Raw genomic sequence first — 13,450 nt, 5'->3', positions numbered from 1 at the left:
GTGCCAACACCCGCCGCTGATGGAGACGACGCCGTGACTCGAACACCACGCACGAAGACCATGCCCGCCCCACCACCGCCGCCGTCCTGGGCCCGCCGAGCCGGTCACGTGGCGTGGATCGCCCCGGTGCTGGGGTTCATCCCGCTGCACGTGCCATGGATCCTCGGCATCCCGCTGTTCGCCAACCCCGGTCCGTTCCGCGAGTGGTACCACGGTCGCGGGCCCGGGGTGGGGGATCACCCCGTCGACGGGTTCCTGGGCCTGCCGGCCGGCGCGTTCTACCTGGGCCTCCTGTGCGTCCTCGCCGGGCTCGGCGGCGTACTGGCGCTGGGGCTCATTCAGGGCTGGGGTGTGGTCTTCCCCCGGTGGGTGCCGTGGCTGCGCGGACGCCGGGTGCCACCGTGGTTGCCGCTGACGCCAACGGTGCTGGGATCCGCCCTGATGATCGGCTACTCGGCGACCCTGCCCTGGCAGTTCGCCGCGGACCTGCCGGAATCCAGTGCGGAGGACATCTTCACACCGACCGGCGTCCTGATCGGTCTCCCGCTCCTGCTGGCCTGGGCTGTCGCGTTGCCGCTGGCCGGGTGGTCCTACTACCGCCGTACCCGGTTGCCGCGCCGCGACCGGCGACGTTCTTTGGGCGTCAGTGGATGACCGGACAGCGCCGCCATCCGTTCGGCCCGCACGGTTACGGACGACTGGGCGAGGTCGTTGCCTCAGAAAAGTAGGGCCACCGCGGTCAGCACCAGCCCGATTGCGGCCATCACGGCTCCGGTGAGCCGATATTCCGAAGCCCTTGCCGAGTCGTATTTGACCAACCCAAAATGACCCACCAGGCGGGCCATTCCGATGGGTCGCCACGCGAGTAGCGCGCCAGCCACCACGGAAAACAATCCGACAATGAGTACGATGGTCATCGTCGGATGGTAGCGCGACCGACGCGGAACTTCACTGCGAGCAATGGTGCCGGGCTCGACGGAGGTCGGCCTCTCGCCGTTGCGTAGGGGTATCTCAGCGGCGTCGGCTCCGGTGCCGGGTCACAGCCCCGGCCAGGGCCATCGACACCGCCACCACGGCGGCCACTGCCAGCACGATTGACGCTCCAGCCAGTCCCATAGGGGCATCGTACGTCGACTCGGGTCACCTGTCTCGTCCGGCGCCAATGCGGCGCAGGGCTGCCCTGAACGGTCAGAAACAATTTTCTCTGTGCGCTGACGTGAGCGCGAGGGGCTTCTTCAATGCTGCAGTTCGGGGGCGTCGTTGGCGCATTCGTCGAGCTGTCTCTGACGCCGGTCGGAGTACGCGCGAGCAATTACAGGACGGTTCCGTAGTCGGCGTCGATGGTCCGGTGGGCATCGCCGACGCGACGGTAGCCTCTGGGTAGCTCGTCAGCCTCTGCACTGACCCGGTCGCCCCGGCCACCAGACGAGGGGCGGCCGGGGGAGACCGCGGTCAGGCCACCAGCTCGACCCGCCCGTTGTCCAGGTCGTAGCGGGCGCCCACCACGCGCAGCGCGCCCTCGTGCACCTTCTCGGCGATGATCGTGCTGCGTGCGCTGAGCGCCCGCACCTGGGCGGCGATGTTGGCGCGCACCCCGTTCTCCACCGGGTCGCCGGGCTGGTCCAGCACCGGCTCGACGATCGGGCGCAGGGCGTCCACGATGGCGCCGATGTGCCCGGGCGCCGTCCCGCCGGTGTGGATGGCGTCGATGGTGGCGGTGATCGCGCCGCAGCGTTCGTGGCCGAGGACGACGATCAGCAGGCTGCCGAACTCCTCCACGGCGAACTCGACGCTGCCGAGCAGCAGGTCGTCGACGATGTTTCCGGCCACCCGGTTGTCGAACAGGTCGCCCAGCCCCTGGTCGAAGAGCACCTCAGGAGCGACCCGGGAGTCCGCGCAGCCGACGGTGATGGCGAACGGGTGCTGGCCGGCGGCGAGCCGGTGCAGGTCGGTCAGGCCCTGGTGCGGGTGCCGGCCGTGGCCGGAGGTGAACCGCCGGTTGCCGGCCTGCAGCCGGCGCAGCGCCTCCGTCGGCGTGTCGACCGGGTTGTCGGCTGGTGCGGCGGCGGCCGCGGACGGGCTGGCTGCGGCCGCGCCGAGCGCGACGGCGCCACCGGCGGTCAGCAGCGAACGGCGGGACAGGTGGAAACGTGCCACGATCATCTCCCTGAAGTGAGGCAACTCGCCTCTTCCTACCAGCCCGCCGTCCACATAGGTTGGTGCCGCCCGGTGGCCAGTAGATGAAGCTCACAGAGACCCGGCGCCACCGACCGCGATGAGCGGGCGACGATCCTGAGCGGCGTGCGGCTGACTGCGCCGTGAGCAGCAGCGAGGACGGGTTGACCTTGACACAGTGACAAGGTCTTCACTGCGGTGGAAGGGGTGATTCCGATGACCACGCCGAAACAGGACACGAACGCGATGAGGGTTCTCCGCGGGCTGGAAAACAGCGACCCGTCGGTGCGGCTGCGCGCGGCACTGGCGGTCGGCACGACTCCTGACCCGCAGCTCATCGACACGCTCATCGAGCGATGCGCGGTCGAGCCCGAGTTCTCCGTACGCGAGATGCTCACCTGGGCACTCCTGCGCCACCCACCGGACCTGACCGTTGCGAAGCTCACCGATGAGCTCAGCTCGGAGCGCGCGCAGGCCCGAAGTCAGGCGTTGCACACACTGTCCAAGATCGGGGACCGGCGAGCCTGGCCGGCGATCACCCGGGGGCTGCTGACCGACGCCGAGGACGAGGTGGCGCGCAGCGCCTGGCGAGCGGCGGTCGTGCTCGTACCCTCCGGTGGCGAGCCCGCGTTGGCCATGGTGTTGTCGACGCAGTTCGGGCGGGGCGGGCGTGAGATGCAGTTGAGCCTCAGCCGGGCCCTGATCGCGCTCGGCGAGGTGGTCATGCCGATTCTGCACGCCGCGACGGCGGATCTCGACCCGCGCGTACGCGCCCACGCGGTCGCCACGGAACGGCTGATGCAGGACCCGGATGCCGGCTTCGAGTTCGCGATCGAGGCGGCGAAGCGGGTGGTCGCCCTTGGTCCGACGCACGAGAAGGGATGACGCCAGGTGTTGATCGGTGAGGTGGCGCGACGGTCCGGGGTCAGCGCCCGCATGCTCAGGCATTACGACGCGCTCGGGCTGGTCCGGCCCACTGGTCGCACCGGTTCCGGCTATCGCGAGTACACCAGCGAGGACATCCGGCTGATCTTCCACGTCGAGAGCCTGCGGTCGTTGGGCCTGTCGCTACGCGACGTCCGTCGCGCGCTCGACGATCCCGACTTCGCACCTGCCGAACTCGTCAACGACCTCATTCGGCGGACGCGACTCCGCATCGCTGACGAGACGGAGCTGCTCACCCGACTTCGTCGGATCGGTGCCGCGGACCCCGCCGACTGGGAGGAGGTCCTTCGGGCCGTCACGCTCCTGCGGGCACTGGGGTCGGAGAGCGCGGGCACCCGCCAACGCGCCGCCCTGTCCTCGGTCGGTGACGGTCCGCTGCCGGTGGAGGCGCTTGTCGAGGCGGTTCTGGGTGAGTCGGATCCGAACGTTGCCGGCGCCTTGCGCTGGGCCCTGGCGCGATCGGGTGACAGCGCGGTGGCGCTGCTGGCCGAGGGCCTCGGCTCACCAGAAGCCGAGGTGCGCAAGCGTGCCGTCCAGTCCGTCGCCGAGATCCCGGACGCTGCGGCGACCGACGTGTTGCGGGACGCCCTCGCGCACCCCGACATCGTGGTCCGCGGGTACTCGGCTCTGGCGCTCGGGGCACGCGGAGTGGCGGACGCGCTTCCAGCGTTGATCGACATCGTCGTCGATCAGACCAAGGGCGTCGACGCCGCCGACGCGTTGAGCGTGCTGGCGGCCGATCCCGCGCTGTCAGACCAGATCGCGACCCGGCTCGTTGCTCGCCTCGGACAGGGCGCACCGTCCGCACGGCGACGGCTGACCGAGGCGTTGGCGGACATCCCGGGAAGCACCGCCGTACGAGCCCTCACGGACCTGTCGCACGACGAGGACCGCACCGTCGCACTGACGGCGACCGCAATCCTCGCGCTCCGTGACGCGGCTTCACCACGACCGAACACTGTGGAGCCGTCCAGGGTGGGCGATGCGCGCCGGGCGAATTGATCATCGTGTGGGCATCGGCTATCGTCCGCGTCCGTGAAATCTTCCCGTATTGCCTCCGCCTTGTTGATCCTTGCCGTTACGACAGCCCTCGCCGCCTGCGGCGACGGTGACAAGGCGACGACCGCCGGATCCGCCACGCCCGCTCCCACCTCCGCAGCCCCGTCCGTGGCGGCCACCTCCGCTGCCGCCACGCCGACCTCGTCACCTGCGGCGGGCGCCGCGAGCGACAAGCAGCTCTGCGAGGCGGTGAAGAAGGCCAACGACGAGATGAGGGCCGAGATGGTGAAGGTCGTCACGACCGGAGATGCGTCGGCGGCGGACTTCAAGAAGCTCCTGACTGGGCTGGAGCAGAAGATCACCGCGATCGCGTCGACCGGCGACGGCAAGCTGGCCGACGCTGTGCGGACGTTCGGCGCCGAGGCGGCCAAGGCCGCGGCCGCGGCCGACCCGGGGACCGCCGCCGAGAACCCGGCCTTCGAGAAGGCCGGCAAGGACGTCAGCACCGCGTGCAAGGCCCACGGGATCAGCATGGTTCTCTGACCATCGCGGCCCGATCGGGTCGGGTGTGCTGACGGACGGCCCCCACGCCTGAGCGTGGGGGCTGTCCGTCGCGAACGGAGGCGGGGGTCAGCCGCCGGCGAAGGTCGTGTCGACGCCGCACTTGGCGTTCTGGTTGAGGCAGGACTTCACCAGGTTGCCGAGACGCTCCGGCTCCCAGGCGTTCATGAAGTCGCCGTGCATGGATGACGGCTTGCCGGAGGAGAGGCTGAGGCCGTCACCGCCCAGCGACTCGTAGTTGACCATGAAGGAGAGATCCGGTACGGCCACCGGGTACTTGCCGGTGCAGACACCGTTCACCGGGTCGCCCATGTGCGACCTGTGATCAGGTGAGTCGATGTTCTTGCCGTCCCAGCAGTCCTTGAACACGAGCTGGAAGATCAGGTTGCCGCCGGGGGCGCACTTCGGCCAGTTGCCGTCGGCGCTGCGGCCGACCTCGGCGCTGCCCGCGCACCAGAACTGGTTGCTACCGGCGTTCTTCGGAGTGTCCACCTGCCGCTTGGCGTCGCCCTCGACCACCATCAGGCCCGGCGGGAAGGGCTTGACAGTCGACGGGTCCTTGACCCGCGAGCCGTAGTAGATGCGCATGCTCTTGATCGGCACGGCCTTGCCGTCCTTGCGCAGCTCCGGGGTCCAGTAGGCGCTCTTGTCCCCGGGCGCGTTGCAGGTGTTCGCCGCGGCGAACAGCTTGTCCGTCGTGGTGAAGGCGTCGATCTTCGGGCCGAAGAAGGTGTGCATGTGTGAGGCGCCCGAGAGACCGGGCAGGACGATCGGGTCGTCCGGGGCCGAGTTCGCGACGCCGCAGTCGGTGTGGAACTCGGGAACCCGGGTGGTGCCTGGCGGCACCGCCTTCGGCTTGATGGCGTTGAAGGCGGCCAGTTCCCTGCTCCACTTGGCCTGGTCGACCGGCACCCAGCCGCCGGCCGGCGTGCTCGGCGGAACGGACGTCGACGGGGACGTGGACGCGGACGCCGTGGAAGTCGGCGTGGCCGAAGGCGCCGTCGACGTGCTCGGCGTGGCCGACCCGCTCGGCGACGTGCCCGTCGCGGGGCCGAACGTGAACCAGTTCAGGTTCACGAAGTCCGACGTGGAGGTGCTCTTCAGGACGGCGAAGACGGTCTGCGTGCCCGCCGGCACGGCCGACGCCTTCGCGGTGACGGTCTTCCACTGCTGCCAGCCGCCGGTCTGGGCGATCGGGAAGCTGGCCAGCAGTTGCCCGTTCTGCGTGCCGAGGCGCAGCTCGACCGTTCCGCCGGCGGCGTTGTGCGAGGCGACCCGGGCCGTCAGGTCGACGCCCGTTATCGACACCCCGTCGTAGCGCAGCCAGTCGCCGCTGGCCAGCCAGCCGACGTTCCGGCCGCCGTCGGCGTCGCCGGTGCCCTCGGTCTGCGCCCCGGACTGCGCGGCGAAGGCCTCTGCCTGCACCCGGCTCGGCACGGCGACCTCTTCGGCCTGCGCGCCGGCGATGTAGATGCCACTGCCGGCCAGCGCGGCGACGACCGCGGAGGCGAGCGTGATGCGAGTGAGGCGACGACGCTTTCGCGCCCGGTCCGGGGGTGCGACATGCGCGGGGGGAGTCCGCATTACCAGTGGTTTCCTTCGAGTCGACGACAAAGCTCCTGTCGGAAGGAGTATGTGCACGTCATGGGGCTGCATCAACTCGCGGGGAAAGAATTAAGGAGGCCGGCCGGCAAGTGTCCTGGCAGCCGGCGCGGCCGTTCGGGATGACAATTTTTCGCTCGTCCAGTCTTAATTTTGCTTTAAGTCCCGTCGCCCGCTTTTGGTCCGATGATTACGAATTTCGAGTAACGAGTTGTGGTCGAATTCTCGGCCTCAGGCCCGGACCGTTTCGACGGAGATGACCGGCGACAGCGCGCGCAGGAAGTCGGGCGCGTCGAACATCTCGCCGGCGGGGGCCACGCCACTCGTCCTCGTTTGACCACTGAGGATGCGCCGGACCGCCTCCACGGCCAGGGGCGCGCTGACGGCGTAGATGTCGCTGCCACTGGCCACGACACGGCGGTGCGTGTCGCCGCGACGCACGAGAACGTCGACAGTGAACGTCTGCGCCGACCGACCCTGCTCGTCGACCGCGACCGGAGCGTTCCCGGCGACGAGATCCGTGGCGGCGTCGGCGCTCATGTACGTGCGAACCTCGGGGATGGCCAGGTGGCGGGGGATGGTGACGACGTCCGCCATGGTGAACTCAGCGAGGACGCTGCGCCGGCCCAGCGGCGCGGGGAAGTCCCAGTCCATCCTCGGCAGGTCCCGCTCACCGGCGTGGTACTCCAACCGGCCGCCGGTGTAGCGGACCCGACGGCCGGCGCGGCGCTCGCGGGAGACGATGCCCGCGGCGACCGTCCCGGCCGTCGGGTGCCAGCTGCTGAGTCCGTACGCGACGTGCGCCTCGTCGGCCGACGTCCAGTCGCCCATCGCCGTCGTCGCGAGCAGGTCGCCGAGCCCACCGAAGAAGGCCATCGCCGGGACCACCGCGACACCGGCCGCCCGGGCGCGTTCGCTGAAGTGCGTGAACGTGTCGACGTTGGCCTCGATCTCGGCCGCCACGTCCACGTACGGGATGCCGGCGCGCAGCGCGGCCTCGATCACACCGGCGGCGGTCGACGCGAACGGGCCGGCGCAGTTGATGACCGCGTCCACGCCGCTCAACGCCGCGTCGAGTGCGGCCGGATCGTGCGCCGACGCCACCCGGTAGGCGGAATCGAACGCCGCCAGCCGGTGCGCGTCGCGGCCCACCGGCAGCGCATCGAACCCGCGCTCGCGCAACTCCGTCACCACGAACCGTCCGGTGTGCCCGTACGCCCCGAACACCGCCACGCTGTGCCCCATCGCTGCCCCCTCGAAGATCGACTGAGACCAGCCTCCAGCAGTGGCCGGCAACCGACCAGTGTCGGGAACGCCAACCCCCGTACAGTTTCGGACATGGCCCTTGTCGCGATCGCCGCCACCGACGGGATGTTGCACTTCGAGCTGGCCCTGGCCTGCGAGGTCTTCGCCCACGACCCCTCCGGCCTGGCGAACCCCTGGTACGACGCGGTGGTCTGCGGCCCCGGCCCGGTCCGGGTCGGCCGATTCCTGGTCGAGCCCGACGACGGGCTGGACCGTCTCTCCCACGCCGACACCGTGATCATCCCGTCGATCGAGGACGTCGACGTGGACGTACCCCCCGACCTGCTCGACGCCGTCCGCGCGGCCCACCGCGCGGGTGCCCGGATGGTCTCGCTGTGCACCGGCGCGTTCGTGCTGGCCGCCGCCGGTGTGCTCGACGGGCTGCGGGCCACCACGCACTGGGCCCACACCGAGGTGCTGGCTGCCCGCTATCCCCGGGTACGGGTCGACCCGGACGTGCTCTACGTCGACAACGGCACCGTGCTCGCCTCCGCCGGCAAGGCCGCCGCGATCGACCTGTGCCTGCACCTGATCCGCCGCGACCACGGCTCGACGGTCGCCAACGCCGTCGCCCGCCGCCTGGTCGTGCCACCGCACCGCGCCGGCGGTCAGGCCCAGTACGTCACCACCCCGGTGCCCGCCCGCGACGACCACCCGCTCGCCACCCTGTTCCCGTGGGCGCTGGCTCGCCTGGACCGGCCGCTGACCGTCGAGGATCTGGCCCGGCAGGCGAACATGAGCTCCCGCAACCTGGCCCGCCACTTCCGGTCGGCCACCGGCACCACCCCACTGCTGTGGCTGTCGACGCAGCGCGTCCGCCGTGCCCAGGAGTTGTTGGAGAACACCGACGACAGCATCGACGCCATCGCCGAGGCGGCCGGCATGGGCACCGCCACCACGCTGCGTCGACACTTCCACCGCACCGTCGGCGTGCCCCCGGACGCGTACCGGCGAACCTTCCGGGCCACCGGGCCTGCCGTGGGTTGAGCCCCGACCGTACGCGCGGCGGGCGTCGCTCGTCGGCGTCGGGCAGAATGCCGAACTCCTGCTCTGCCGGCGGTCGGGGGGTCCGATGGGCTACAGCTTCGAACACGTTGATCTGCCCGAACCCGCCGCGACCGCGCGCGCCCACGCCGAAGCGTGCATGGATTTGAACGGGTCGTGTGGCAACTGGCCACAGTGCTACGACGAGTACTCGTCGCTCGCCGCCGCCTATCAGTTCGACCTGAACATCGCCGGCATAAGGTTCTGTCGGGAACGCATGCGGTGGGCCGGCATGACCTACCAGGCAACGCCGCAGCCCTTTCCGGACTGGCCGTTCGACAGCCTCGACGACTGGCGCGACGATCAGCGCCGACGCGACGCCTACAAGGAGGCCGAACGGGCGGCATCCGCGCAGACCAGCCCCGGCAAGGTGGGGATCCCCGAGTTCAAGCTGACGAGCAACGGCCCCTGGGTGGTGGGCCAGACCGAGATCGAGCAGGCGTTGATTCTCTACGAGGCGTTGCCGACGAGCCTGCGCGCCGAGTGGGAGACCGACGAGCTGTGGGTGACGTGGCTCGACTGGCTGCGGGAGACGCGAACCCGCGGCGGTTTCACCGTCAGTTGAGCGTCCCGCTAGCGCTGGTCGGGGCGTTGCCGGGCGAACGCGTCGCGCTCGCCCCAACGGCCGGGGACGTCCAGGAGCGCGATCTGTCCGAAGGTGGCGGGTAGCGCCGGGTCCACCGCCAGGTGGTCGTCGTGCGGGTTGATGCCGAGCATGGTGCGGATCAGCAGCATGCAGGCTCCACTGGACCACGCCTGCGGACTGCCGGCGGTCGGGTACCGGATCGGAAACCGGGTGGTCTCGCGGTCGAACCCACCGAACGCCTCGGGTAGCCGACCCTCGAAGTAGGTGGCGGCGGAGAGGATGCCCTCGGCGATGCGGGCCGCCTCATTGCTGTACCCGTAACGGCGCAGACCCCAGGCGATGAACGAGTTGTCGAACGGCCAGACCGTGCCGTTGTGGTAGCCGAGCGGGTTGTAGCGGCGCTGCCCCTCGGCGAAGGTCCGCACGCCCCAACCGGAGAAGAGCGCCGGGCCCATCAGGTGCTCGACCACCTGGGGAGCCCGCTCCGGTGGCACGATGCCGCTCCACAGCAGGTGCCCGATGTTTGACGACAGGCTGTCCACGGGAGTGCCGTCGTGGTCGAGCGCGAGGGCGTAGAAGCCGCGGTCCGCAAGCCAGAAGTCCCGATTGAACCTGTCGTACAGGGCCGCCGCCTCGCGCTCCAGCCGCTCGGCGTAGGCGGGATCACCCCAGACGGTGCGGGCCAGCCGTGCTCCGCGGATCTTCGCGTCGTAGGCGTACCCCTGGGTTTCGCAGGTGGCCCTGGGGAAGCCCGGCAGCCGGCCGTCGGCGTAGGAGATGCTGTCCCAGGAGTCCTTCCAGCACTGGTTGTCCAGGCCGGTGGCGCGGTTGCGTCGCTGGTACCAGACGTAACCGGTGGAGGTCAGGTCCGCGTACTCGTCGATCCAGGCCAGGGCCGCGCGGGCCTCTTGCTCCAACTCCATCACCAGCGCGGTGTCGCCGCTCCACCGCTCGTACTCGTCGAGCAGCACCACGAACAGCGGCGAGGCGTCCACGGTGCCGTAGTAGGGGGAGTGTGGCTGCTCCTCGAACGCGGCCGACTCCCCGTAGCGCAGCTCGTGCAGGATCCGGCCCGGGTCCTCCTCCAGCACGTCGTCGGTCCGGGCGCCCTGCAACGACGCGAGGATCCGCAGCGTGGGTGGGGTCAGCGACGGGGTGACGGGCAGGGTCTGCAAGCAGGTCAACAGGCTGTCGCGCCCGAACAGGGTCATGAACCAGGGCAACCCGGCCGCGGGCACGCTCGCGCCGCCCAGCGAGAGCGGTGCGAAGCGCAGCGCCGCCAGGTCCACCAGGCTGCGCTGGTAGACCTGTTGCAGGCCGACGCTGTCGGTGTCCAGGGTCGGGGCCGCCGCGACCCAGGCCTGCACGCTGGTGGGCAGGGTGGAGTCGTTCGGCCGTTGGGCCCGCAGGGCGGAGCGCAGGTCGACGCCGTCCGGACGCAGCGCCAGCATGGTGGCCTGCAACCGGGTCGACCACTGCTGCCCGGGGCGCAGCCGGACCGCGAACCGTAGGCCGCCGGGGTCGAACTCGGCGGGCTCACTCGCGGACACGACAACCTCACGTCGGTACGTGCCGCGCCGGTAGCCCAGGCGCAACTCGTCCGAGCCGACGTGGGTGTAGTGGGCGCCGGTCTTGTCGCCGATGTCGAACTTGATCTCGAAGATGTCGGCGAAGTCGGCTGCCACCTCCAGGCGCACGTCGAGCGTCATGTCCCGCTCGCCGTAATTGAAGATCGTGAGCGATTCGGTGAGGTCCGGGCCGATGCGCCGGCGCCGAATGGCCGACACGTCGGCCTCCACGTAGTCCACCGCCCCGCCCGGCACCACGAAGAACGTGACCTCGAAGTACTGGCTGTCATCCACCGACAGCGCGGTCATGCACTCGCCGTTGACGGTGAGCCTCCAGCGGGACAGGAAGCGCGTGTCGGCGGCGAAGAGGCCGACCGGGGTGCTCGGGGACGACTCCACGTCGCCGCTGGCGTCGGACACCATGAAGGTGTTCCCGTCGATGCACGCCACGGTGCCCGCGATGTCCCTCATCGGTCACGTCCCACTGTCGGGATCGTCGCGCTGGAGCGCCCCGGGCTCTCGGGGAAACAGCCGCCCGATGCGCAACGCCAGGGCGAGGTCGCCGTCGACCATGATCTCGCCCCGGGTGATCGCCGCCAGCCCGTTCACCTCGCCCCGCGCCATCGCCTCCGCGACCTGCGCGGACACCTGGATCACAGTGGTGGCGGGACCACCGCTTCTGGTCACCCGCATCCGGCCATGGTCGATGTCCAGCAGCCACTGCTCCAGGTGGCCGTCGTCGCGGATGTCGAATCGCACGCTCCCGCAGACCTTGCTGAACCGCGGATCCTGGCCGGCGACCGTCAAATGCTCGAAGAAGGCGCTGGTCGCCGACATCCCACCTCCTCGGGCGCTGGTATCAGCGGATGCCGGCTACCCGGTACGGATCACTTCTAACGCCGGCCGGCGCCCTTGTTCAGGGTGAGAGCGAGAAGCGGGTCCAGGTGGTCGCGTCAGTGGTGACGAGGAAGTGGTCCGGCTCGCCCGTCGACCCGTCGTCACGCCCGAAGAGCCAGGCGTAGCCGGGCGCGACACTGACCGCGCCGACGAGCCGGCCGTACTCCCGGGCGACAGTGAAGGTGCGCCCGTCGTCCCGGCTGACCAGCAGCCGCGCACGGCGGTCGGCTTCGGTGCCCCCACCGGCGGTGATCGCCAGCAGGGACCGGTCCGACCCCACCGTGAGGTCGTAGTGCAGCTGATCCGGCAGGTCGACGCCGGTGTCCGTCCAGGTCTTCGCGCCGTCGGTGGTCCGCAGCAGCCGCACCTCGCCACCCGATGATTGGGTCAGCGCGTACCCCTCCCGGTCGTCGAGCCCCACCGCCGTCATCACGTTCGCGTCGTCGCCCACCTCCCAGGTCGTCCAGGTCGCGCCTCGGTCGGCGCTGCGCGCGAGTGTCGACTTCTGGCCGCCGTGGTACGTGGCCCAGATGCTGCCGTCCGCCGCCGGATAGAGGCTGAACAGCGGAAGCAGGCTGGGCGCCGTGGCGGTGAGGCGGTACACCGTTCCGCTCGACGGGTCCACCGCGAGCGGCTCCACCACCGGCGCACAGCCGAACCCGCACAGGACCGGTCGGGCCGTCGCCGGGAACGTGGGAACGGCGACGATCGCGGAGTCCGCGTCCCGCCAGGTGCGGCCGTAGTCGGTGGAGAGGTGGGCCAGCCCGTCGTTGGTGACCAGATAGGACCGCTCACCGAGCACGGAGAAGCCCAAACCGCTGTTCGGCATCCCGGCGGCGGTGTCGGCCGCACATCGGGCGCCCTCGAAGCGCGCCGCGTCCCAGTCCGACCAGGTGCGGCCGGCGTCGCCGGTGTACGAGAAGCGCACAACGCAGCCGTCCTGCCGCACGTCGACCCCGGAGTCGGGCCCGGTCAGCGTGAACTCGCTGAACTGCGCACCCGACGGTGCCGGCGGGTCGGCCGGCGCGGCCCGGTCCGGCTCGACCACCAGCGGTACGACGGACAGCCCGGCCAGTGCGACAAGCGCGGTCGTCACCATCGCGACCGACCGGTGCCGACGGGACCTGGCGGTGGTTCGCAGCGCGTCGAGGGGCGGCTGCGAGACGGCCTCGGTGACGGTGTCCACGTCGAAGCCGGAGAACTCACGACCGGACATCGATCCTCCCGGTTTCTGTAGTGTCGGTGTCGGCGAGCAGTGCCGCCAGGGCGACCCGGCCCCGCGACAACCGGGACTTCACCGTCCCGGACGAGACGCCCAGCGTCGCGGCGACCTCGTCCACCGGCAGGTCGACGAGGTAGTGCAGGGCCAGCGCGTGCCGCTGCCCCTCGGGCAGCACGCGCAGCGCGGCGAGCAGGGCGAGGTGCTCCGGGGAGTGGTCGGCGACGGCCGGCGGCGGCCCGATCCGGCGCAGCAGCCCGTCGAGCACCCGACGGCGGCGGAACCGGCTGCGGGCCCAGTTCACCGCGACCCGCCGCAACCAGGCCTCCGGGTTCTCCAGCCCGGCGAACCGCCCCGGTGCCATCAGCGCTCGGGTGAACGCCTCCTGGACCGCCTCCTGCGCCTCGGTCAGGTCGCCCGTCACCGCGTACAGCTGAGCGACCAGGCGTCGGAAACAGCCGGCGTAGAGCTCGGAGATCAAATCGCCGTCGGACACCGTCACCCCCTTCGTCACCAACCCCACCAACGGGCCGGGAAGAAGGTTCCGGT

General features: G+C 70.5%; 14 protein-coding genes. 6 read left to right on the top strand and 8 right to left on the bottom strand.

The window, feature by feature from the left end:
* Nucleotides 1-33 precede the first annotated feature (33 nt).
* Nucleotides 34-654: a hypothetical protein gene (locus tag ACLQ3B_RS26125; RefSeq protein ID WP_425783337.1), complete on the top strand. Its 621-nt coding sequence runs from the start codon at nucleotides 34-36 to the stop codon at nucleotides 652-654.
* Between the two features lie 62 nt (nucleotides 655-716).
* On the opposite strand, the gene ACLQ3B_RS26120 is transcribed toward ACLQ3B_RS26125, so the two are convergent.
* Nucleotides 717-917, bottom strand: a complete 201-nt coding sequence (locus ACLQ3B_RS26120) for a hypothetical protein (protein WP_425783336.1) — start codon at nucleotides 915-917, stop codon at nucleotides 717-719.
* Nucleotides 918-1,452: 535 nt separating this feature from the next.
* On the bottom strand, nucleotides 1,453-2,163 hold the full coding sequence (locus tag ACLQ3B_RS26115) for a carbonic anhydrase (protein ID WP_425783335.1): 711 nt from the start codon (nucleotides 2,161-2,163) through the stop codon (nucleotides 1,453-1,455).
* A 228-nt stretch (nucleotides 2,164-2,391) separates the two neighbouring features.
* Here ACLQ3B_RS26115 and ACLQ3B_RS26110 point away from each other — a divergent pair, with 228 nt between their 5' ends.
* Genes ACLQ3B_RS26110 through ACLQ3B_RS26100 form a run of 3 tightly spaced genes read left to right on the top strand, consistent with a single transcriptional unit; the run spans nucleotide 2,392 to nucleotide 4,662 of the window.
* Nucleotides 2,392-3,060: a HEAT repeat domain-containing protein gene (locus tag ACLQ3B_RS26110; protein WP_425783334.1), complete on the top strand. Its 669-nt coding sequence runs from the start codon at nucleotides 2,392-2,394 to the stop codon at nucleotides 3,058-3,060.
* A 6-nt stretch (nucleotides 3,061-3,066) separates the two neighbouring features.
* Entirely contained in the window at nucleotides 3,067-4,122 is a 1,056-nt protein-coding gene (locus tag ACLQ3B_RS26105) for a HEAT repeat domain-containing protein (RefSeq protein WP_425783333.1), read from the top strand.
* A gap of 33 nt (nucleotides 4,123-4,155) precedes the next feature.
* Nucleotides 4,156-4,662, top strand: a complete 507-nt coding sequence (locus tag ACLQ3B_RS26100; RefSeq protein ID WP_425783332.1) for a hypothetical protein — start codon at nucleotides 4,156-4,158, stop codon at nucleotides 4,660-4,662.
* A gap of 87 nt (nucleotides 4,663-4,749) precedes the next feature.
* Here the strand turns inward: ACLQ3B_RS26100 and ACLQ3B_RS26095 are convergent, their stop codons facing one another.
* Both ACLQ3B_RS26095 and ACLQ3B_RS26090 read right to left on the bottom strand, forming a co-directional pair.
* Entirely contained in the window at nucleotides 4,750-6,264 is a 1,515-nt protein-coding gene (locus tag ACLQ3B_RS26095; protein WP_425783331.1) for a DUF1996 domain-containing protein, read from the bottom strand.
* Between the two features lie 249 nt (nucleotides 6,265-6,513).
* Nucleotides 6,514-7,527 carry a saccharopine dehydrogenase NADP-binding domain-containing protein gene (locus tag ACLQ3B_RS26090; protein WP_425783330.1) on the bottom strand — a complete coding sequence of 338 codons (1,014 nt, stop codon included), beginning with the start codon at nucleotides 7,525-7,527 and terminating at the stop codon, nucleotides 6,514-6,516.
* Nucleotides 7,528-7,620: 93 nt separating this feature from the next.
* On the opposite strand from ACLQ3B_RS26090, the gene ACLQ3B_RS26085 reads away from it, so the two are divergent.
* Both ACLQ3B_RS26085 and ACLQ3B_RS26080 read left to right on the top strand, forming a co-directional pair.
* Nucleotides 7,621-8,574, top strand: coding sequence for a helix-turn-helix domain-containing protein (locus tag ACLQ3B_RS26085; protein WP_425783329.1), 954 nt, complete (start codon nucleotides 7,621-7,623; stop codon nucleotides 8,572-8,574).
* 85 nt (nucleotides 8,575-8,659) lie between these two features.
* On the top strand, nucleotides 8,660-9,196 hold the full coding sequence (locus ACLQ3B_RS26080) for a hypothetical protein (RefSeq protein ID WP_425783328.1): 537 nt from the start codon (nucleotides 8,660-8,662) through the stop codon (nucleotides 9,194-9,196).
* A gap of 8 nt (nucleotides 9,197-9,204) precedes the next feature.
* Here ACLQ3B_RS26080 and ACLQ3B_RS26075 read toward each other — a convergent pair whose 3' ends face one another.
* From ACLQ3B_RS26075 to ACLQ3B_RS26060, 4 genes are all read right to left on the bottom strand, one after another.
* A complete protein-coding gene (locus tag ACLQ3B_RS26075; RefSeq protein WP_425783327.1) occupies nucleotides 9,205-11,256 on the bottom strand; it encodes a glycogen debranching N-terminal domain-containing protein in 2,052 nt (683 codons plus the stop codon).
* 3 nt (nucleotides 11,257-11,259) lie between these two features.
* Nucleotides 11,260-11,622 carry an SCP2 sterol-binding domain-containing protein gene (locus ACLQ3B_RS26070; protein WP_425783326.1) on the bottom strand — a complete coding sequence of 121 codons (363 nt, stop codon included), beginning with the start codon at nucleotides 11,620-11,622 and terminating at the stop codon, nucleotides 11,260-11,262.
* A gap of 79 nt (nucleotides 11,623-11,701) precedes the next feature.
* Nucleotides 11,702-12,898 (bottom strand): WD40/YVTN/BNR-like repeat-containing protein, encoded by a 1,197-nt coding sequence (locus ACLQ3B_RS26065; RefSeq protein ID WP_425783325.1) that lies wholly within the window; start codon nucleotides 12,896-12,898, stop codon nucleotides 11,702-11,704.
* Nucleotides 12,885-13,397, bottom strand: coding sequence for an RNA polymerase sigma factor (locus ACLQ3B_RS26060; protein WP_425783324.1), 513 nt, complete (start codon nucleotides 13,395-13,397; stop codon nucleotides 12,885-12,887). Before ACLQ3B_RS26060 ends, ACLQ3B_RS26065 begins: the two co-directional genes overlap by 14 nt.
* Between the last annotated feature and the right edge of the window lie 53 nt (nucleotides 13,398-13,450).

Origin of the sequence: Micromonospora sp. DT53, assembly GCF_049841535.1 — a bacterium.
Lineage (GTDB): Bacteria > Actinomycetota > Actinomycetes > Mycobacteriales > Micromonosporaceae > Micromonospora.
Note: the sequence above shows the minus strand (reverse complement) of the source record. Positions and strands in the feature narration are given on the sequence as shown.

Bases quoted from the DNA above. Each gene is read 5' to 3' on its own strand.
- ACLQ3B_RS26065 (WP_425783325.1), bottom strand. From the start codon at position 12,898: ATGTCCGGTCGTGAGTTCTCCGGCTTCGACGTGGACACCGTCACCGAG.
- ACLQ3B_RS26095 (WP_425783331.1), bottom strand. From the start codon at position 6,264: ATGCGGACTCCCCCCGCGCATGTCGCACCCCCGGACCGGGCGCGAAAG.
- ACLQ3B_RS26110 (WP_425783334.1), top strand. From the start codon at position 2,392: ATGACCACGCCGAAACAGGACACGAACGCGATGAGGGTTCTCCGCGGG.
- ACLQ3B_RS26080 (WP_425783328.1), top strand. From the start codon at position 8,660: ATGGGCTACAGCTTCGAACACGTTGATCTGCCCGAACCCGCCGCGACC.
- ACLQ3B_RS26085 (WP_425783329.1), top strand. From the start codon at position 7,621: ATGGCCCTTGTCGCGATCGCCGCCACCGACGGGATGTTGCACTTCGAG.
- ACLQ3B_RS26120 (WP_425783336.1), bottom strand. From the start codon at position 917: ATGACCATCGTACTCATTGTCGGATTGTTTTCCGTGGTGGCTGGCGCG.
- ACLQ3B_RS26070 (WP_425783326.1), bottom strand. From the start codon at position 11,622: ATGTCGGCGACCAGCGCCTTCTTCGAGCATTTGACGGTCGCCGGCCAG.
- ACLQ3B_RS26115 (WP_425783335.1), bottom strand. From the start codon at position 2,163: ATGATCGTGGCACGTTTCCACCTGTCCCGCCGTTCGCTGCTGACCGCC.
- ACLQ3B_RS26075 (WP_425783327.1), bottom strand. From the start codon at position 11,256: ATGAGGGACATCGCGGGCACCGTGGCGTGCATCGACGGGAACACCTTC.
- ACLQ3B_RS26090 (WP_425783330.1), bottom strand. From the start codon at position 7,527: ATGGGGCACAGCGTGGCGGTGTTCGGGGCGTACGGGCACACCGGACGG.